At 70.7% G+C, this 19,192-nt stretch carries 15 protein-coding genes; 8 read left to right on the top strand and 7 right to left on the bottom strand.

All coding sequences use genetic code 11. The annotated features are described in order from the left end of the window. Window position 1 precedes the first annotated feature (1 nt). Complete coding sequence (locus E1212_RS15145; protein ID WP_131983868.1) at window positions 2-1,033, top strand: Gfo/Idh/MocA family protein; 1,032 nt, start codon at window positions 2-4, stop codon at window positions 1,031-1,033. Then, window positions 1,033-1,809: a hypothetical protein gene (locus tag E1212_RS15140; RefSeq protein ID WP_131983866.1), complete on the top strand. Its 777-nt coding sequence runs from the start codon at window positions 1,033-1,035 to the stop codon at window positions 1,807-1,809. The genes E1212_RS15145 and E1212_RS15140 overlap by 1 nt, the downstream gene beginning before the upstream one ends. An 8-nt stretch (window positions 1,810-1,817) precedes the next feature. Here E1212_RS15140 and E1212_RS15135 read toward each other — a convergent pair whose 3' ends face one another. The 7 genes from E1212_RS15135 to E1212_RS15105 form a co-directional block, all read right to left on the bottom strand. After that, complete coding sequence (locus tag E1212_RS15135; RefSeq protein WP_162605481.1) at window positions 1,818-2,981, bottom strand: ROK family transcriptional regulator; 1,164 nt, start codon at window positions 2,979-2,981, stop codon at window positions 1,818-1,820. A gap of 98 nt (window positions 2,982-3,079) precedes the next feature. Next, a complete protein-coding gene (locus E1212_RS15130) occupies window positions 3,080-4,135 on the bottom strand; it encodes a Gfo/Idh/MocA family protein (protein WP_162605480.1) in 1,056 nt (351 codons plus the stop codon). After that, the gene (locus E1212_RS15125; protein WP_131983860.1) at window positions 4,132-5,160 is read right to left on the bottom strand and encodes an aliphatic sulfonate ABC transporter substrate-binding protein; all 1,029 of its coding nucleotides are present in this window, start codon (window positions 5,158-5,160) and stop codon (window positions 4,132-4,134) included. The genes E1212_RS15130 and E1212_RS15125 overlap by 4 nt, the downstream gene beginning before the upstream one ends. A 2-nt stretch (window positions 5,161-5,162) precedes the next feature. After that, window positions 5,163-5,954 (bottom strand): ABC transporter ATP-binding protein, encoded by a 792-nt coding sequence (locus E1212_RS15120; protein ID WP_131983858.1) that lies wholly within the window; start codon window positions 5,952-5,954, stop codon window positions 5,163-5,165. A 1-nt stretch (window position 5,955) separates the two neighbouring features. Beyond that, window positions 5,956-6,807, bottom strand: a complete 852-nt coding sequence (locus tag E1212_RS15115) for an ABC transporter permease (protein ID WP_203416881.1) — start codon at window positions 6,805-6,807, stop codon at window positions 5,956-5,958. Between the two features lie 16 nt (window positions 6,808-6,823). Continuing rightward, window positions 6,824-7,810, bottom strand: a complete 987-nt coding sequence (locus tag E1212_RS15110) for a glycoside hydrolase family protein (protein ID WP_131983856.1) — start codon at window positions 7,808-7,810, stop codon at window positions 6,824-6,826. Between the two features lie 32 nt (window positions 7,811-7,842). Next, entirely contained in the window at window positions 7,843-9,117 is a 1,275-nt protein-coding gene (locus tag E1212_RS15105) for an ROK family transcriptional regulator (RefSeq protein ID WP_131983854.1), read from the bottom strand. Window positions 9,118-9,212: 95 nt separating this feature from the next. Between E1212_RS15105 and E1212_RS15100 the strand changes: the two genes are divergently transcribed. The 6 genes from E1212_RS15100 to E1212_RS15075 all read left to right on the top strand — a co-directional run bounded on the left by E1212_RS15100 (window position 9,213) and on the right by E1212_RS15075 (window position 18,810). Further along, window positions 9,213-11,636, top strand: coding sequence for a PQQ-dependent sugar dehydrogenase (locus E1212_RS15100; protein ID WP_162605479.1), 2,424 nt, complete (start codon window positions 9,213-9,215; stop codon window positions 11,634-11,636). Between the two features lie 110 nt (window positions 11,637-11,746). Then, complete coding sequence (locus E1212_RS15095; protein ID WP_131983850.1) at window positions 11,747-13,240, top strand: sulfatase family protein; 1,494 nt, start codon at window positions 11,747-11,749, stop codon at window positions 13,238-13,240. A 13-nt stretch (window positions 13,241-13,253) separates the two neighbouring features. Next, window positions 13,254-15,158, top strand: coding sequence for a sulfatase family protein (locus E1212_RS15090; RefSeq protein WP_131983848.1), 1,905 nt, complete (start codon window positions 13,254-13,256; stop codon window positions 15,156-15,158). 30 nt (window positions 15,159-15,188) lie between these two features. Next, the gene (locus E1212_RS15085) at window positions 15,189-16,097 is read left to right on the top strand and encodes a sugar phosphate isomerase/epimerase family protein (RefSeq protein WP_131983846.1); all 909 of its coding nucleotides are present in this window, start codon (window positions 15,189-15,191) and stop codon (window positions 16,095-16,097) included. A 116-nt stretch (window positions 16,098-16,213) separates the two neighbouring features. After that, window positions 16,214-17,512, top strand: coding sequence for a sulfatase-like hydrolase/transferase (locus E1212_RS15080; protein ID WP_131983844.1), 1,299 nt, complete (start codon window positions 16,214-16,216; stop codon window positions 17,510-17,512). Then, complete coding sequence (locus tag E1212_RS15075; protein ID WP_131983842.1) at window positions 17,509-18,810, top strand: sulfatase family protein; 1,302 nt, start codon at window positions 17,509-17,511, stop codon at window positions 18,808-18,810. Before E1212_RS15080 ends, E1212_RS15075 begins: the two co-directional genes overlap by 4 nt. Window positions 18,811-19,192 lie beyond the last annotated feature (382 nt).

Genomic DNA, 19,192 nt, shown 5'->3' with positions numbered 1-19,192 from the left:
GATGACGCTGGGGGTCGGATTCCTGGGTGCCGGTCCGGTCACCCAGGCGATCCATCTGCCGACGCTGGCGCGGCTCGGCCCGCTGTTCCGCGTGGTCCACGTCATGGACGTGGACCCGGCGGTGGCCGCCGAGGTGGCGAGCCGGGTCGGCGCGCGGTCCACCACGCGCGTCGGGGACGTTCTCGAGGACCCCGGCGTCGACGTCGTCGCGGTGTGCAGCCCGCCTCGGGTCCACACTGCCCAGGTGGAGGCGGCCTGCCGCGCGGGCGTCCGGGGCGTGCTGTGCGAGAAGCCGCTCGCCACCACGATTGCCGACGCCGAGCGCATCGAGGCCGTCACAGCGGCCACGGGCGTACCGGTCGTCGTCGGTGCCATGCACACCTTCGACCCGGCCTGGCGCTGGGCCCGCACCGAGACGATGTCGTGGGGCGACGTGCACGCCGTTCGGTCGCGCATCGTCAACGGCCCGAACGCGCGGTTCGAGGACGCCGCCACCGAGTTCCTCGGCCGGCCGCCGTTCCCGCGGTTCGACCTGGACACCCCCGAGGCCGTTGCGGCCTTCCTGAGACACGTCATCCTCACCCTCGCGATCCACGACCTGCCGCTGGTGCGGCATTTCGCGCCCATCGTGGACGAGGTGATCCACGTCGACGCGGTCGAGCCGTTCGGGTGGCTGGTCCTCGCTCGCGGCGGGGACACGACGGTGGAGCTCACCGGGTCGAAGAACGCGACCTGGAAGCCCGACTGGACGTTCGAGGTCGTATCGGCGGACGCCCACCTGCTCGTCGAGTTCCCGCCGTCCTACGTCCACGCCGGCGCCGGCGTGGCGGCCGTGACCACCCGCACCGGAACCCGGCTGATGCCACCGGAGGACCACAACGGCTACGAGGGCGAGTGGCGCCGGATCGCCGAGCTCGCCCGCGGCGTCCGGACCGACCCGCGCGACGTCCAGGCGGCTGTCGACGACCTCCGGTACGCCGTCGACCTCGCCGAGGCGGCCGCAGCTCGAGCCCTCACCGGCCGGGCGGCCTGATGGCGTCGGTGTCCGCCGATGCCAGTATCGCGCCGGCGGTGGCGTCGGTGGTGGCCGGTCTCCCGCTCTCACTCGCCTGGAGCACCGGCCACGCCGACGTGTATGCCATCGACGGCGCTGCTCCCGGGTGGGCCGCACGCGCCGCAGCCGCGGCTGCCGCCGGCGCACGAGGCGTGCTCGTCGTCCACCCCACGCCCGTTGCCGCCGCGGAACTCGACGCGCTCGACGCGAGCCTGACCCACACGTGTGCCGTCCTCGACTGGGCGTACGCGGCGGACCCCGCGACGGCCCTGCTCCGAACCTGGCGGGCGACCGGTCCCGGCGTGCTCGAGTGCACCTCCTACGCGCCTCTCGGAGCCGACGTGGACCGCGAGCTGCTCGAGGTCGTCGCCTGGCTGCTCCGGGCGTTCGGCCGCACCCCGGCCGTCCTGACGCGGCACCGGCTGCTCCATGGCGAGCGCGCCGTGGGACGGCTCGCGCTGATCGACGGCGCGGAGTCGGCGCTGCTCATCCGCATCGTCATGACCGACGCCGTTCCGCCCGCGCTGGTCGTCACCTGGGCCGGCGCCACCCAACGGCTCAACGCCCGGGTCTTCCCACCCGACACCGCCCGTCCGGCCCGCGTCACGCTCACCGACGCGAAGGGCGACACCACGCTTCCGGCCGTCTACGAGAGCGCGCACCGGACCAGCTGGAAGCGGCTCCTCACGTTCTCGGGGCGACCCGCCCACGGTGATCTCGCCGATCTGCGTCGCTGCCTCGCCGTGCTCCGCTGACACGACGCTCAGTTGTAGAAGAACTGGTCGAGCGCGACGGTCGCTCCCCCGTACACGCCCGCGTCCAGACCCAGATCGGACCGCGCCAGCTGGACCGTCGGTCGGATGATCGGGAAGACGGCCTCGCGCGTGGCCTCGGTGAGCCGGCCGACGAACTCCTCCGGCACGGCCGAGAGGAAGCCGCCGAGCAGGATCAGCTCCGGGTTCAGCAGGTTGACCAGAGCCGACAGACCGGTCGCGAAGCGCTTCGTCATCATCTCCGCATGGGCCGCCACCGCCGGGTCGGCCTCGGCGGCGCTCAGCAGGGCGACGAACGGGTTGCTCACGTCGGAGGGCAGCTCGAGGTCGTCGAGCGCGGTGCGCAGCGATCGTTCCGACAGCACGGTCTCCAGGCAGCCCACCCCGCCGCAGATGCACTTCTCGCCACCCTCGGCGACACGGAGGTGACCGATCTCGATGGCGCCGTGGACGCCACCCTGGAAGGCCTGGCCCTCGACGACGAGACCCGCTCCGAGGCCCATACGCAGGTAGATGAACGCGACGCTGCGCAGGCCCTTCCCGGCGCCGAAGTGCGCTTCGGCCAACGCCATGGAGCGGACGTTGTGGTCGACCACGACCGGCAGGCCGACCATCCGTTCCAGCCGGTCGGCGACCGGCACGTCGCGCCACGGGAGGTTGATGGTCAGCAGGAGACGGCGGTGGCCGGAGTCGACCGGGCCCGGCACGGCGACGCCCATGCCGAGCAGTCGGGACCGGTCGACGCCGGTGTCGGCGATCAGCTGCGTGACGGACACGGCCACGCGGTCGAGGACGACGTCGGCGTCCTGATGCGGCTCGAAATCGAAGCCGGACTGCCAGTGGCTGACGCCCAGCAGATCGACGATGCCGACGCGCACCGAGCCGGCGCCGATGTGCACGCCGACCACGTAGTGCGACGTCGGGACGATGGAGATCTCCGTGCCGGGGCGGCCGGTGCCCAGACGCGAGACCTTACCCTTCTCGGTGACGCTGCCGTCGGCGACGAGGGGCGCGACGACGCGCGTGATGGTGGTCGCCGACAGGCCAGTACGCCGGGCGACCTCGATCCGCGTGAGCCCCGGCTCGGCACGCAACAGGCGCAGGATCTGACCCCGTCTGCTGGACTCCTCGGTCCGCTGCAGTTCGTTGCTCACATGAGGAAAACTATCATCGCGGGGCATGACCACGGGATCTTTCCGCTGTCGTGCCTGGCCGCCGCCGGGCGATCGGCGGCGGCCAGACGGTGCCATCGTCAGCCGCCGGCCGGCAGCGTCACCGGCTCCCAAGCCCGGCTGGTCATCGACCGGTAGCCGGCGTCGATCACCGCGTTGTCGATGACGCCGTCGCGCAGCGTCTGCCGCGGTGATTCGCCGCGCCGGTAGCAGTCGATGAAATGGGCGAGTTCGGCGTGGTACCCGTAGGTCCACGGCTCGTCGGGCACGGGGGTGATCCAGCCCTGGGTCGAGCCGGCCTTCTCGACGACATAGCCGGCCGGGTTGCCGGCGAAGGCACGCAGGCCGGTGCTGCCGGTCTCGTCGGTGCCGATCCAGCCGTGCGAGCCGTGGATCTCGTTGCGCACGTCGAGGCCGGCGACGTGCGTCCAGCCGGCCTCCACCTGGACGAGGCGGCCGTCGTCGAACCGGACGAGCATCACGGCGCTGTCCTCCGAGGTGACGTCGTCGCGCACCAGGCGGTCGCCCCAGGCCATGACCTCGACCGGCTGGGACCCTTCGAGGAACCAGCGGCCGATGGCGACGCAGTGGCAGCCCAGGCCGCGCAGCGGCCCGCCGCCCATGCGTTCCTTGTCCCGCGCGTGGGCGTGTGGGTTCCCGTGCGCCTCACGGGCCCGCACCCAGGTGACCCGGCCGACGGCGCCCGAGTCGACCAGCTGCTTCGCCTTGACCAGTCCGGGAGCGAAGACCTCGGTCTCGGCGTAGCCGTGCCAGACGCCGGCGCGTTCGACGGCGTCGAGGCAGGCCTGCGCCTCGTCCGCGTTGCGCCCCAGCGGCTTGGTGCAGACCACCGCCTTGCCCGCCTCGGCGGCAGCAGTGACCGCCTCGACGTGTAGGTCGTGCGGCACGCCGACGAGCACGAGGTCGACGTCGTCGCGGGCCACCAGGTCGGCCACTCCCGTGACGGCCGCCGGAATCGCGAACCGGTCGGCCAGCTTGGCCGCACGTTCCGGACTCCGTGCGGAGATCGCGGTCACCTCGTGGCCGCGGATGTGCTCCAGCGCCCGCAGGTACAGGTCGGCGACGAAGCCCGCGCCCAGGATCCCGATCCGCACCGGACCGCTGCCGACGCTCACGACAGGTTCTCCGCGGCCTGCGCGAACAGGTCGATGTTCACCCACTCCTCGACCGGGCGTGCACTCTCCATCCGGCCCAGTTCCACGAACAGGTCCTGCAGCGCGCCGAACCGCTCCCGCGTCGCGCCGTCCTCGTTGTCGGCCAGGAGCTGGTCGGAGGTGAACCACTCCAGCGCGTCGACCTGGCCCTGCAGCTGCTCGGCCGGTGCTCCCGACTCCGCGGCCGCGAGCTCGACCGTGTCCTCGGGGTTCTCCTTGCGGTAGTCGTTCGCCTCGATGTACACCTCGAGGAACCGCTCGACGGCCTCCTGCTTGTCCTCCATCGCCTCGTTCGAGGCCACCCACGCACCCAGGAACGTCACGTCGGGGAAGTCCTTGTTGTTCGCGATGACGACGGCTTCCGGCACGCTCTGCATGATCTGGTCGCTGAGCGGCGAGAAGATCGCGGCGACGTCGATCTGACCACTCACGAACGCCGACACGACCGCCGGCGGGTCGAGCGGCACCTTCTCGATGTCGTCCTCGGTCAGGCCGGCCGCGTCGAGGGCGAGGCTGAGGATCATCTCGCCCGAGCCGCCGACGGGGACGCCGACGCGCAGGCCCTCGATGTCCTCGACCCTCTGTGCGCCGGAGTCCGGGGAGGCGATGAGGAAGTCGCCGTAGGTGGCCTCGCTGGGCGCGACGATCACGGCCTGGCCGGACGCGGGCATCCATGTCGCACCGGCGCCCATGTACCCGACGTCCAGGGAGCCGGCCGCCATCGCCTCGACCTGGGTCGGGCCGTTCGTGAACGGCGTCAGATTGACGTCGATGCCGGCCTTCTCCCACAGGTCCAGGTCATTGGCCACCGAGATCAGGCCGACACCGTTGATGCTGGTGTCGATATAGCCCACGTTCAGCTCGACCGTCTCGCGGCCGCCCGTCGTCGCCTGGTCGCCGGAGTCGTCCGAGTCGTCCCCGGAGCAGCCGGCGACGGCCAGGGCGGCCATCAGCGGGACGGCGAGCACACTGCGTCGCATGATCATGATCAGGCTCCATCGCCTCGTAGGGTGGACGTTGCGGAAGGGTGGTGCACACCGCGCCAGACGCGTCCGCGGATCTGCGCGAACTGCGGCGACAGCCGCATGTCCTCCGTGCGTGGATACGGCAACGGGACATCGACGATGTCGCTGATACGCCCCGGGTGAGGGCTCATGACCACGACGCGACCGGCCAGGTACACGGCCTCGTCGACGTCGTGGGTGATGAACAGCACCGTCCGCCGTTCCTGCTGCCAGGTCGCCAGGAGATCGTCCTGCATCTGCACGCGGGTCAGCGCGTCGAGTGCGCCGAACGGCTCGTCCATCAGCAGCAGCGACGGGTTCACGGCGTAGGCGCGCGCGATGGCACAGCGCTGCTTCATGCCGCCGGACAGTTCCTTGGGCAGGGCCGACCCGAACCGGCCCAGGCCCACGAGCTCGAGGTAGTGCTGGGCGCGCTCGCGCCGTTCGCGCTTGTTCAGGCCTTGGAGTCGCAGCCCGAACTCCACGTTCTTGCGCGCGGTCAGCCACGGGAACAGGGCGTACTGCTGGAAGATGACGCCGCGGTCCGGGCCGGGACCGGCCACGGGGGCGCCGTCGACCAGGATGCGTCCCGAGGTGGGCTCCAGCAGCCCGGCGACGAGGTTCAGCATCGTGCTCTTGCCGCAGCCGCTCGGCCCGACCAGTGTCACGAACTCGCCGCGGTCCACGTCGAGGCTGACGTCGTCCAGGCTGGTGACCTCCCCGCGAGACGACTGGTAGACCTTGGTGACCGATTGAATGGAGATCATCGGCGCCATGTCAGCGCACCTCCTGCCAGCTCGTGAGCCGGCGTTCGCCGACGAGCAGCAGCCGGTCCATGGCGAAGCCGAGGGCGCCGATCATGATGATCCCGACGACGATGCGCTCGGTCTGCAGGAACTGCTGCGCACTCTGCATCATCCGGCCCAGGCCGGTCGGCGCCGCCAGCAGTTCCGAGGCCACCAGCGTCGCCCAGGACGACCCGAGGGCCACCCGCATCCCGACGAAGATGTACGGCATCGACGCCGGCACGATGACCCGGCCGAAGATGGTGGCATCCCCGGCGCCAAGGACCCGGGCCGCGTTGACGAACGTCACGTCGACGTTCCGCACCCCCTGGAAGGTCGCGATCACGCACGAGAGGAACGCCGCCAGGAAGATCACGAAGATCTTCGCCGTCTCACCGATCCCCAGGAACACGATGACCAGCGGGATCAGCGCCAGCGGCGGCACAGTGCGGAAGAACTGCACCCACGGCTCGACCATCCCCCGCGCCCACCGGTACCACCCCATGAGGAAGCCGGCGGGAATCGCGAGGGCCACCCCGAGCAGGAAACCGGCGACGACCCGGCCGAGGCTGGCCTGGGTGTGCTCGAGCAGCCAGCCGTTGCGCAGTCCCTCACCGAAGCTTCGGATGACCTCCGGCGGCCCTGGTGCGAGCTCGTTGTCGCCGAGCGCGGCGTAGAGCCACCAGAGCCCGATGCCCAGCACGAACGTCGCGAGATACAGCCAGGCGATCGAGCCGGCGCGGCGCATCCGGCGCCGTTCCGGGGTGGGAGGCGGTGCCCCTCCGGCGTCCGCGGGTCCGGTCCGGCCGGCCTCCAGCAGCGACTCTGCATGCTTGTTGGCCATGGTCTGCGCCTCCTGCTCAGACTCGCACGGGGCGGCGGGCGAGCCGCAGCTCGTGCGCACCGTCCGGACGGGTCGCCTCGAAGTAGATCCACCACTCGCCGCCGATGACGAGTGCATCGACGTAGCGGACCGAGCCGGTGGCGTGCGGCACGACGGTCCACGGCCCGTCCGGAGTGAGCCGGTGCCAGGTGAACAGGTCCGAGGACACCGCGAGGCCGGTGCGCTCCTCGTAATTCTCCCGGTGACTGGCCGAGCCGTCGTAGAAGCCCAGGTAGCCGCCGCCGTCGAAGGCGACGACGGAGTTGATCCGGGCCTGGTAGCGGTCCCAGCCCTCGCCGACGCCCAGGATCTCACCATGCCAGGTGAAGTCACGACCGTTGACGCTGGTGGCCAGGCCCGTGGGGTGAGTCGTGGCGCCGACGTTGTAGATGTCGGCCGTCGCGTGGGCCGACGCCGCACGCGACGGCTCGGCCAGTCCCTCCGCGTAGCTGGCGATGAGGTACGTGACGGGGCCGCGCCGCAGCACGTAGGGGTCCTTCACGCCCTCGGTGCCCGTCGAGGCCGCGGTGAGCACCTCCTTGCGCGACGCGACGTCGAAGCGATCGACCTCCTCGGCCTCGATGACGTCGATCCGCCAGCGGTTGTCGGCCGGGTCGACGTAGCTGATGTAGAGCTGGTAGCCGTCTTCCACCGGGATGATGCTGAACCGCTCCATGGACGGCGAGTCGAGTGCCGCCTTGTTGACCGACCACACATCGGTGAACGTGACGCCGTCGCCGCTGACCGCCACCGCGCAGCGGTAGCCGCGGTCGCCCTCGGCGTGGTCGCGGGGACGCCGCTGGCGGTACGTCATCACGAAGCGGTTCTTCTCGGGCTCGTGCAGTACCGCGGCGCAGCCGATCCAATAGCCGGCCTCGTTGGCCTCGGGGCTGAGCACCACGGTGGAGTCCATCGGATCCAGCTGATGCACCGGGAGGTCGATGCGGGCCGTCGCATTGGACATGGCGTGTCTCCTGTTCTGTGATGGTTCGTCGATCAGGCGTAGACGAATCGGTCGAGAGCGGCCGTGGCCGCTCCTTTCACGCCCGCATCCGGCCCCAGACTGGAGCGCTGGAGGCGCACCGACGGGCGGATCACCGGGAAGACACCCTCACGGGTGTTGCGGCTGAGCCGGTCGATCAGCCCGTCGGGCAGCAGCTCCAGGGAGCCTCCGAGCAGGATGATCTCCGGTGTCAGCAGGTTGACGACCATCGAGAGCGCGGCGGCGAGCTTCCCGATGAGCGTGTCGAGGACGATGGCGGCACCGCGGTCGGCGCGCGCGGCACGCAGGAGCGCGGCCAGCGGCTCCCGGCCGTCGCACCGGGCACCTACCTGCCGCAGACTCCGCCGCAGGCCGCGGTCGGACAGCTCCGTCTCCAGGCAGCCGACCGCACCGCAGGAGCAGCGGCGGCCCCCCTCGGTGACGCGGATGTGCCCGAGCTCGATCGCCCCGTGCACGCCGCCCAGGAAACCGCGGCCGGCCACCACCAGGCCCGCTCCGATCCCGGTCCGCAGGTGGATGAAGCCGACGCTGCCCACACCTCGCGCGGCGCCGAAGACCGCCTCGGCGAGCGCCATCGAACGCACGTTGTGCTCGACGACGACCGGCAACCCGACCAGGCGTTCCAGCACGTCGGCGACGGCAACGTCCTCCCAGGCGAGGTTGATCTGCATGAGCAGCCTCCGGCGCGCGTCGTCCACCGGACCCGGAACCGCGACGCCGACGGCGACCACCCGATCGCGCCTCACCCTCGCGCCGACGATCAGGGCGAGCAAGGTCCTGGCCGCTCGCGCGACGACATCGGTGGCCCGTGCGCCGGGATCGAAGGAGAAGCCGGAGAGCGCAAGGCATCGGCCGACCAGGTTGGCGACGCCGACCCGGACCCGGCCGACGCCGATCTGCACGCCGACGACCCAGTGCGAGTCGACCGCGATGTCCACCTCGGTCCCACGCCGGCCGACGCCCGCGCGCGTGACACGGGCTCCCTCGGCGACGAATCCCCCGTCGATGAGCTGAGCGACGATCCGCGAGACCGTCGTCGGTGACGACGACATCCGGCGAGCCAACTCGATCCGGGTCGAGGCGCCCTCGTCGCGCAGCAGCGCGAGCAGCCGCCCATGACGGCTGCGCCGACCACTCGGCCACTGGACTTCATTGCTCACATGGAAAAACTTGCACCACCACTGTGGCCGCTCTGTCAATCCCCTCCTTTGCGCCGCAAAACGGCTGGTTGATTCGGTGTGCGCCCACTCATCCGGGCGAACTGCCACAAAATCGGCTCTTGTGGTACGCCCGATGGTCCCTTAGTTTTCACCCGTGAGCAATGAAGCCCAGTGAGCCCTCGTGGCTCTGCGAGAGGAGCGTCATGAGTCATCGAACGTTCCGGACCCGCTTCCTGGCGTTCGCGGCCAGCGCAGCGGTGGTTACGGCCGGCGCTTCCACACCGACGGCGGCGCACGAGGGAACGGACCACGCGGACCCGCCGCCGCAGACCGACTTCCAGAAGGTGTCGCTGGTCGCCGAGGTCACTCAGCCGATGCAGCTGACCGTGGCGCCCGACGGCCGGGTCTTCTTCATCGAGCGCACAGGCGGTCTTCGAATCTGGAAGCCCGACACGGGCGGGACGGTGACGGCCGGTGCGGTCACTGTCGACACCCGCGGCGAGAGCGGCCTCCAGGGTCTGGCGCTCGACCCGGACTTCGAGACCAACGGCTGGATCTACCTCTACTACTCCTCGATCGAGGAGCCGGAGAAGCGGCTGTCCCGCTACCGCATGGTCGGCGACGCCCTCGACCTGGCCAGCGAGGTCGAGCTGCTCAGCGTCCCGACCACCTATCCGCCGCGGCCGTCACACGTCGGCGGGTCGATCGAGTTCGACGCCGACGGCAACCTGTACCTGTCCACCGGTGACGACACCCAGCCCTACGAGTCGTCCGGCTACTCCCCCATCGACGAGCGACGGGACCGCGCGGAGTTCGACGCCCAGCGATCGTCGGCGAACACCAACGACCTGCGCGGCAAGGTCCTGCGGATCACGCCGACCGACACCGAGGCGGGCGGCTACACGATCCCCGAGGGCAACATGTTCGCGCCGGGCACGGCGCAGACCCGCCCGGAGATCTACGCGATGGGCTTCCGCAACCCGTTCCGGATCTCCATCCACCCGGACACCGGCGCAATCCTCCTGGCCGACTACGGGCCCGACGCCCGCGCCGCGAATCCGGAGCGCGGCCCGGAGGGCTACGTGGAGTGGCAGACCGTGGACGAGCCCGGGTTCTACGGCTGGCCCTACTGCCACGGCCCGAACCTGGCCTACAACGACTACGACTTCGCCACCGGCGTCTCCGGCCCGAAGTTCGACTGCGCCAACCCGGTCAACGACTCGCCCAACAACACCGGCCTCCGGCAGCTGCCGCCGGTGATCGCGCCGGAGATCGCCTACTCCGCCAGCGCTCCCGATCCGGACTTCCCCGAGCTGGGCACGGGTGGCGCGCCCATGGCCGGGCCGGTCTACCAGTACGACCCGGACCTCGACTCCGACGGCAAGTTCCCCGAGTACTACGACGGCAAGGCGTTCTTCTACGAGTGGGGCAAGCACTTCCTCGCCGAGCTCGAGCTGGACGAGAACGGCCAACCGGCTCACGCCACCGGCTTCTTGCCCGACATGGTCTTCAACGCGCCGATGGACATGGTGTTCGGTCCTGACGGCGCCATGTACCTCGCCGAGTGGGGCCGCGGCTTCGGGCGGAACAACCCCGACGACGGCATCTATCGCATCGAGCACGCGCCACCCGGCGAACGCGCTCCGAAGGCCGTGGCGACGGCCACGCCGACGAACGGCAGGGCGCCGCTGACGGTCGACTTCTCCAGCGCCGGTTCCGCCGACCCCGACGAGGGTCAGACGATCGGCTTCCACTGGGACTTCGGCGACGGCGTCACCTCCACGGAGGCCAACCCGACGCACACGTACACGACCAGGGGCGACCACGAGGCCACCCTGACCGTCACGGACGACACCGGTCGCACCGGCGTGACCAGCGTCGCCGTCAGTGTCGGCAACACCGCGCCGGACGTCCGGCTGCTGCTGCCGCCCGACGGGGGCTTCGTCGACGCCGGCGACACCATCCGATACCGCGTCGCGGTCCAGGACAGGGAGGACGGCCGGATCGACTGCGACGACGTCGTCGTCCAGCCGGCCATCGGCCACGACACCCACGGCCACCCGCTCGAGGAGCTGCACGGCTGCTCCGGAACCTTCACCACGTCGGCGGCCGGGCACGGCGACGACGCCAACATGTTCTACGTCGTCACCGCGACCTACACCGACCAGGGCGCCGACGGCGTCGCGCCGCTGACCGGCACCACCACCGTCATGATGCAGCCAAAACACCGTCAGGCCGAGCACCGCAGCACGCAGTCCGGGACGTCGGAGCAGCGCAGCGATGCCTACGCCGAGGGCGCCTACCGCGTGGCGAGCATCTCGACCGGTGACTGGATCGCGTTCGAGCGGATGAACCTGCGTGGCATCAACGCGATCAGCTACCGGGTCGCCGGCACCACCACCGGCACCATCGAACTGCGCGCCGGCACACCCGACGGCGAGCTGCTGGCGTCCACGCCGATCCAGAGCACGGGCAGCGCCGACGCCTATGTCGACACCGTCCCGGCGCCGGTCACCGATCCGGGCGGCACGCACACGCTCTACATGGTGTTCCGGACCGACCAGAACAACGGCTACAACGTCGACGCCATCGACTTCCACGGCCGCGGCGTCGCCGCCGGCCGGTAGGGGACTCCCTAGCCGGCCAGGTCCGGTCTCGGCCGCGCCGCAGCACGGCCGAGCCCGGACCCCCACCGATGCGTGCGACCTTCCGGCCGCACGCAGGAAGGGGCACACCCATGGACACCAGGCTCTCCCGGCGCCGGCTCGTTCTCGGCGCCGCGGCGACCGCCGCAGCCGCACCCATCGGCCTCGACCAGACGGTCCTCCGCGCACACGCCGGCGACACAGGCCCGAGCACGCCGAACATCCTGCTGTTCACCGTCGACGACATGGGCGCCGACACCCCCGGCTGCTTCGGCGGGCTACCGGGCATCACGCCCACCATCGATCGCCTGGCCGCCGACGGCATGGCCTTCCATCGCGCCCACGTCCCGCTCGCCGTGTGCCAACCCAGCCGGTCCGCCCTCATGACCGGTCGCTTCCCGCATCGCAACGGTGCCGAGGGCTTCGGACCCATCCGCGACGACGTTCCCATCCTCACCGATCTCCTCCGCGGCCGCGGCTACCTGGCCGGCATCCTGGGCAAGGTCACCCACCTCGCCCCGGTCCACCGGTTCGGCTGGGACCTGGCCATCGACCAGCCCGATCTCGGCATGGGCCGCGACCCTGCGACGTATGCCCGGGCGGCCGCCGGGTTCTTCGACCGCGCGAAGGCGGAGGGCCGGCCGTTCTTCCTGATGGCCAACTCCCATGACCCGCACCGCCCGTTTCACGGCAGCGCGGAGGAGCAGCGGATGTTCACTCCCGAGCAACTGGCCACGGTCGCGCAGCCGTCCAAAGAGTACGCGCCGGCCGACGTCGAGGTACCAGGCTTCCTGCCCGACCTTCCCGGCGTCCGTCAGGAGCTGTCCGAGTATCTGAGCAGCAGCCGGCGAGCGGACGACACCCTGGCGGCGGTACTGGCCGAGCTCGACGCGGCCGGTCTGGCTGACAGCACGATCGTGATCTTCCTGTCCGACAACGGCATCGCGCTGCCGTTCGCGAAGGCCAACTGTTACGTGCAGAGCACCAGGACGCCGCTCATCATCCGCTGGCCGGGCGTCGCCCGTGCCCGTCACGTCGACCGCGAGCACTTCGTCTCGACGATGGACCTCTTCCCCCTGATGTGCCTGGCCGCCGGTGCCACGCCGCCACCGCGGCTGGACGGCAGCGACCTCACGCCGCTGCTGACCGGCAGCCAGTCCGGCCGCGACCACATGGTCACGGTCTTCCATGAGACGAGCGCTCGCCGGCGCTTCGAGATGCGGTGTGTCCAGGACGAGCGGTGGGGCTACATCTGGAACGCCTGGTCCGACGGGCAGACCAGCTACCGCGCCGAGAACATGCAGGGCCTGAGCTGGCCGGCGATGACGGCGGCCGCAGTCGGCGACCCCGTCCTCGCCGAGCGGGTCGACTTCTATCTGCATCGGGAGCCGGAGGAGCTCTACGACCTGTGGAACGATCCCGACGCCCTGCACGACCTGGCTGCGTCTGCGGCGGTACCGGGTTCAGCGGCGCAGGGCGCCCTGCGCCGCCAGCGTGCCGCGCTGCTCGGGTGGATGAAGGACACCGGCGACCCGCTGCGCGACCGCTACCTGCGCGAGATCCTCGCCGGCGTTCCTACGGGCTGAAAGGACGGCACCGATGACCCACCAACCCGAGCAGGCGACGCCGTCCTGCTCCTCCGTGTCCCGGCGAGATCTTCTCGCCGCGGCCGGCGCGGTCGCGGCGACCTTCGCCGTGGCCGCCGCTCCCGCCCACGCGGCGACACCGTCCCGCGCCCGGCCCAACATCCTGTGGCTGGTCAGCGAGGACAACAACCCGTATGTCGGCGCCTACGGCGACCCACTCGCCCGCACGCCCACCATCGACGCGCTCGCCCGTGACGGTGTGCTGTACCGCAACGCGTTCTCCACCGCGCCGGTGTGCGCGCCGTCGCGGTTCTCGATCATCACCGGCCTGCACGCCGAGGCCGCCGGCCCCGCCCACCACATGCGCGCCGAGGGCGAGCTCCCGGCGTACGTCCGCGGCTTCCCCGAGTACCTCCGCCAGGCCGGCTACTACTGCACCAACAACGACAAGACCGACTACAACACCGTCGTCGACCTGGCGGCGACCTGGGACGCGAGCGGCCGTACCGCCCACTGGCGCGACCGGCCCGCGGACACGCCCTTCTTCGCCGTCTTCAACTTCCAGACCACGCACGAGTCGCAGCTGTTCGGCGCCCCCGACGGCGTCACCGACCCGGCGCAGGTCCGGGTCCCGCCGTACCTGCCGGACACGCCGAACGTCCGCGCTGACCGCGCGCACCAGTACGACCTCATGGCCGCGATGGACGCCCAGCTCGCCGCCCGGCTCGCCGAACTGGACGCCGACGGGCTCGCCGAGGACACCATCGTCTTCTACTACGGCGACAACGGCGGCGTCCTGCCGTGGAGCAAGCGCCACGCCGTCGACGACGGCCTGCGCGTCCCTCTCGTCCTCCGGTTCCCGCGACGCTGGGCGCACCTGGCCCCGGCCCGGCCAGGCTCGGCCATCGACGACCCGGTGACCCTCATGGACCTCGGGCCCACCGTGCTGTCGCTGGCGCGAGTGCCCGTGCCAGGCCACGTGCACGGCCAGGTCCTCGCCGGCCGGCAGCGTACCGAGCCGCGCCGCTACGCCTTCGGCATGCGTGGTCGGATGGACGAGCGCTACGACATGGTGCGCACCGTCTCCGACGGGCGGCTGCGCTACATCCGCACCTACGCCCCGCACCGCCCGTACGGACAGGTCAACGCCTACGCCTGGCAGCTCAAGAGCTACCAGGACTGGGAGCAGGCGCACCTGAACGGCACCCTCGACGACGTCCAGGACCGGTTCTGGCGCGAGCGCCCCGCCGAGGAGTTCTACGACACCCACGCCGACCCGGACCACCTGCACAACCTCGTCGGCGACCCGCACCACCGGGCCCGGCTGGAGGAGTTCCGCCGGGTTCTGGCTGAGCACATGATGGAGGTCAACGACAACGGCTTCATCCCCGAGGGCTCTGCCTTGGAGGGCTATGACGACGCCAGGGAGCCCGGCGCCTACCCACTGCGCCGGATCATGGCGCTGGCCGCGCGGGCGATCGCACGCGAGGCAGCGCACGCGCCGCTGTTCCTGCGTGAACTCGGTGACACCAACGAGGTCATCCGGTACTGGGCCGCCAGCGGACTGCTCATATTCGGCCATGGCGGCGCCATCGACCACCTCGCCGCCCTCGAGGAGCGCTGGGACCTCGAGCCCTCACCCCACGTCAAGGTGGTGCTGAGCGAGCTGCTCGTCAAGCTCGGCTCGCACCGGCCCGCGGTGTCCTGGCTCGCCGCAACACTCGACACGCACGAGAACGCGCGGGTGCGGCTCCAGGCGGCGAACGCACTGACCTACATCGGCGACGCCGCCCTCCCCGCCCTGCCCGCGCTCGATCGGGCCGCCGCGGGCAGCGACCGATACCTGCGCAATTGCGGCCGCTACCTGGGGCTCGTCCTCCGAGGGGAGTACACGCCGCAGACCCCACTCTTCGTCTGATCCGGTCCCATCTCGTCTGGAGGCACTGCTATGACCCGATATTCCCGCCGACGGCTGGCGCGCGCTCTCACCGCGGCCGCCGCCGCCCTCGCCTTGTCCTCCGGTGCCGTCGCGACGTCGCCGGCGTCCGCGTCCGCCGACTGTTCCGTCCGCGTGCCCACCCCGGCCATCGGATTCCAGCTCTTCGGCGCGCGAGAGTGGATCGCCGACGTCGGCCTCGAGGAGGTGCTCGCCACGCTCGCAGAGATCGGCTACAAGGAGGTCCAGCCCTACGCCGGCTCCTACGACATGCCCGCCGACGAGTTCGAGGCGCTGCTGCGGAAGTACGGCCTGAAGGCGTCCAGCGGGCAGTACCGGTACACCGACGCCAACTTCGGCGACTTCCTCGAGTACGCCAAGTCGATCGGGCACCGGTTCGTCGGATCCGGCGGGTTCGGACAGCCGGGCATCGGCAGCTACGAGAACACCCTCGCCACCGCCGCCCAGATGAACCGGCTCGGCGAACTGTCGGTCCGCAACGGCACCGGCCGGCTGTTCGGGCACAACCACGCCGGTGAGTTCCAGACCACCTACCCCGACCCGGACACGGGTGAGCTCAAGACCGCATGGCAGATCCTGGTCGAGAACACCGACCCGCGCTGGGTCACCTTCGAGGTCGACGTCTTCTGGTCCGAGACCGCCGGCGTCGACACCGCCGCACTCATCGAGCAGTACGGCGACCGCATCCAGCTACTGCACATCAAGGACGGAGTCATCGGCACCGGCACCGCGGGGCAGACCAGTGTCGGTGAGGGCACCATCGACTGGGGCCCCATCCTCGAGGCGGCGCAGGGCCGGGTGCGCTACTACGTGGTCGAAGCCGACCGCACCAACTGGCCCGACGGGCCGGCCGTCTTCGCCGAGGAGAGCTTCGACTACCTCAGCTGCTCGGGTCGATGAGAGCCGGCGACTGAGCGCCGCCCGTGCCCTGAGCCGCAGCACAGGGCACGGGCCGCTCCAGCGCACTCCGACGGTCCGTGCGACCGCACGGGATCGAAGCGAGAAGGGATCGAGTGATGGACACGGCCGCACGCCCGGCAGCACCCGGGCAACCCAACATCGTCCTGGTCCTGGCCGACGACCTGGGAGTCGGTGACCTCGGAACCTACGGCGCAAGGCTCATCCGGACGCCGACCATCGACCGGCTCGCCGCGACAGGCGTCGTATGCGAGTCCATGTACGCCGCCGGCGCCACCGACACGCCCTCGCGCGCGGGCCTCCTCACCGGCCGCTTCGGGGCGCGCTACGGACTTCCGGCGTCCCTGCGACCGGGAATGACCGCCGGCCTGCCGTCGGGGGTGCCGACGATGGCGTCGCTGCTGAGGTCGGCCGGTTACCGGACCGCGTGGTTCGGACAGTGGAGGCTGGGCTCGCTCGGCGAGCAGCATCCCCTGCACCACGGCTTCGACACGTTCGCCGGAACCTTGTTCGGCACCGATGTCGACCCGCTGACCTGGTACCAGGGAACCACCGCCACAGACCCGGCCTTCGACATCGCCTTCGGCGCGCGCCGCATCACCGACGAGGCGATCCGCTTCGTCGACGAACACCGACACGAACCGTTCCTCATCGTCCTTTCTCACCTGGCACCGCACGCACCGTACGCTCCAGAGCCGGCCTTCGCCGGGCGATCCCGCGCGGGCGCATACGGCGACGTCGTCGAACAGCTCGACAGCCACCTCGGCCGGCTCATCGATCACCTGCACCGGACACGCCTGTCGGCGAACACTCTCGTGGTCATCACCAGCGACAACGGCCCCGGCGGGGAGGGCCGCACTCAGAGCCGCCGGGGGCGCAAGCCAGAGGTCTACGACGGCGGTGTGCGCGTGCCGTTCGTCGCGTCGCAGCTCACCCAGACCCGGCGCATCCGCGACACCGTCCCGCGATCGCTGCTGGACGTCACCCCATCGCTGTGCGCCCTCGCCGGCGTCCCGGCTCCCGACGACCTCGACGGCGAGGACATGTCGGCCCTGCTGACCGGACGAGCCTCGCCCACGCGAGGCCCCGTCTACCTGTTCTTCAACGAGTTCCTCAACGCAGTGCGCCATGAGCAGTGGAAGCTCCACGTCGCCTTCGACAACGACCGACGGCCGCCGGGGAACCGGCCATGGTCGTACGTGCCGCAGCTGTTCGACGTCGACACCGATCCACGCGAGACCTACAACCTCGCCGCGCTGCACCCCGACGTCGTCGAGGTCCTCCGCGACGGGCTGGAAGCGACGCGGCAGGACGTAGCGGCCGAAGCAGCGAGCCAGTCCGCCCCGGAACGATCCACCCACCCGTCGCCGGTCGAGGTCGAGGAGGTCCTTCGATGAACATCGCGGCATCCGTCACTCGCAGAGATCTGCTCCGCGGCGCCGGAGCCACGGCCGTCGGCACCGCACTCGCCGGGCTGGCGCCATCCGCGCAGGCCGGCGAACCCAGGTCGGCAGCGAGCCCCAACTTCATCGTCGTGTACACCGACGATCTCGGCTACGGCGATCTGGGCTGTTACGGCTCACCGCTCATCGAGACGCCGGTGCTCGACGGCATGGCACGGCGCGGCATGCTCTTCACCGACTTCTACGCGGCCCCAGTGTGCACGCCCTCGCGAGCCGAGCTGCTGACCGGATGCTATGCCCCCCGTGTCAACCTGCCCGCCGTCCTGTTCCCGAACAGCACGAACGGACTGGCGGCGCAGGAGACGACCGTCGCCGAGTACCTCAAGAGCGCCGGCTACGCCACGGCGTGGATCGGCAAGTGGCACCTGGGCGTTCGCCCCCAGGACCATCCGCTCGAGCACGGTTTCGACCGCTTCTTCGGCCTCCCGTACTCGAACGACATGACGCCGACGACCTGGCCACCGCTCCCCCTCTACGACGACCGCACGGTCATCGAGGTGCAGCCGGACCAGGCGGCACTGACCCGCCGCTACAGCGAGCAGACCACGGCCTTCGTCCGCGCCCACGCCGATCAGCCGTTCTTCCTCGTGCTCTCCCATACGCAGCCGCACGAGCCACTCTTCTCCGAGTTCGCCGGCCGGTCGGCGGCCGGACCCCACGGCGACTCGGTCCAAGAGATCGACCATTACCTCGGGCTGCTGCTCCACGAGCTCGACGCCCTCGGCATCCGCGACCACACCTGCGTGATGTTCACCAGCGACAACGGCCCCTGGTACGTCGGCAGCGCGGGTCACCTCCGGGGCCGCAAGATGCAGACCTACGAAGGCGGCGTGCGCGTCCCCCTCGTTGTCGAGTGGCCCGCGGTCGTACCGCCCGGCGTGACCTACCGCGAGCCAGCGCGCCTGGCCGACCTGCTCCCCACGCTGTGCGCCGCGGCGGGAGTCATGCCCAGGGCCGATCGCGTCATCGACGGGCGCGACCTGATGCCGGCACTCAGCACCGGCCGGCCCGTCGACCGAGGCGACCTCTTCTATTACAACGGCACGACATGCAGAGGCGTCCGTCACGGCGATTGGAAGCTGCACGACAGACAGCTCTACAACCTGCGTGACGACCCCGAGGAGAGCTACGACCTGGCGCTCCACCATCCCGACATCGCCAGCGACCTCACGGCCCGCCTCACCGGCTTCCACACCGCGTTGCTGAATGACCACGCCGCACACTACGGCTGAAGGAGCCCGCGGCGGATCTCCGGCAGACCGAACGATGTCCACGCCTCCGGACGACAGCGCAGGACTCGCGCTCGGGACGTGCTCTCTCGTGGGTGCAGCTCGCGTTCGTCCAACCTGTCCGGCGCCGTGGCCGTCGCACACGAGCTGGACCGGATCCGCAGCCTGTCTCGTCAAGGAGCGTTGATGTCGGGGTGTTGTGCGCCGTCGGCGGATCGGGAGCCCGTGGGTGAGGCGGGATCGGTCGCCGATCTCGGGCTGCCGTTCGTGCCGCCGGTGCGCGAGGTCAAGGATGTGGCGCGGGGGATGGTGCGGCTCGCGGGTGGTGGGTTCTGGATGGGTGGTGACGATCCGGACGCGTTTCCCGCTGATGGTGAGGGTCCGG

The sequence above is a fragment of the Jiangella ureilytica genome, from assembly GCF_004348545.1.
GTDB classification, from domain to species: Bacteria; Actinomycetota; Actinomycetes; order Jiangellales; family Jiangellaceae; genus Jiangella; species Jiangella ureilytica.
This window is presented reverse-complemented; position numbering and strand designations above follow the sequence as displayed.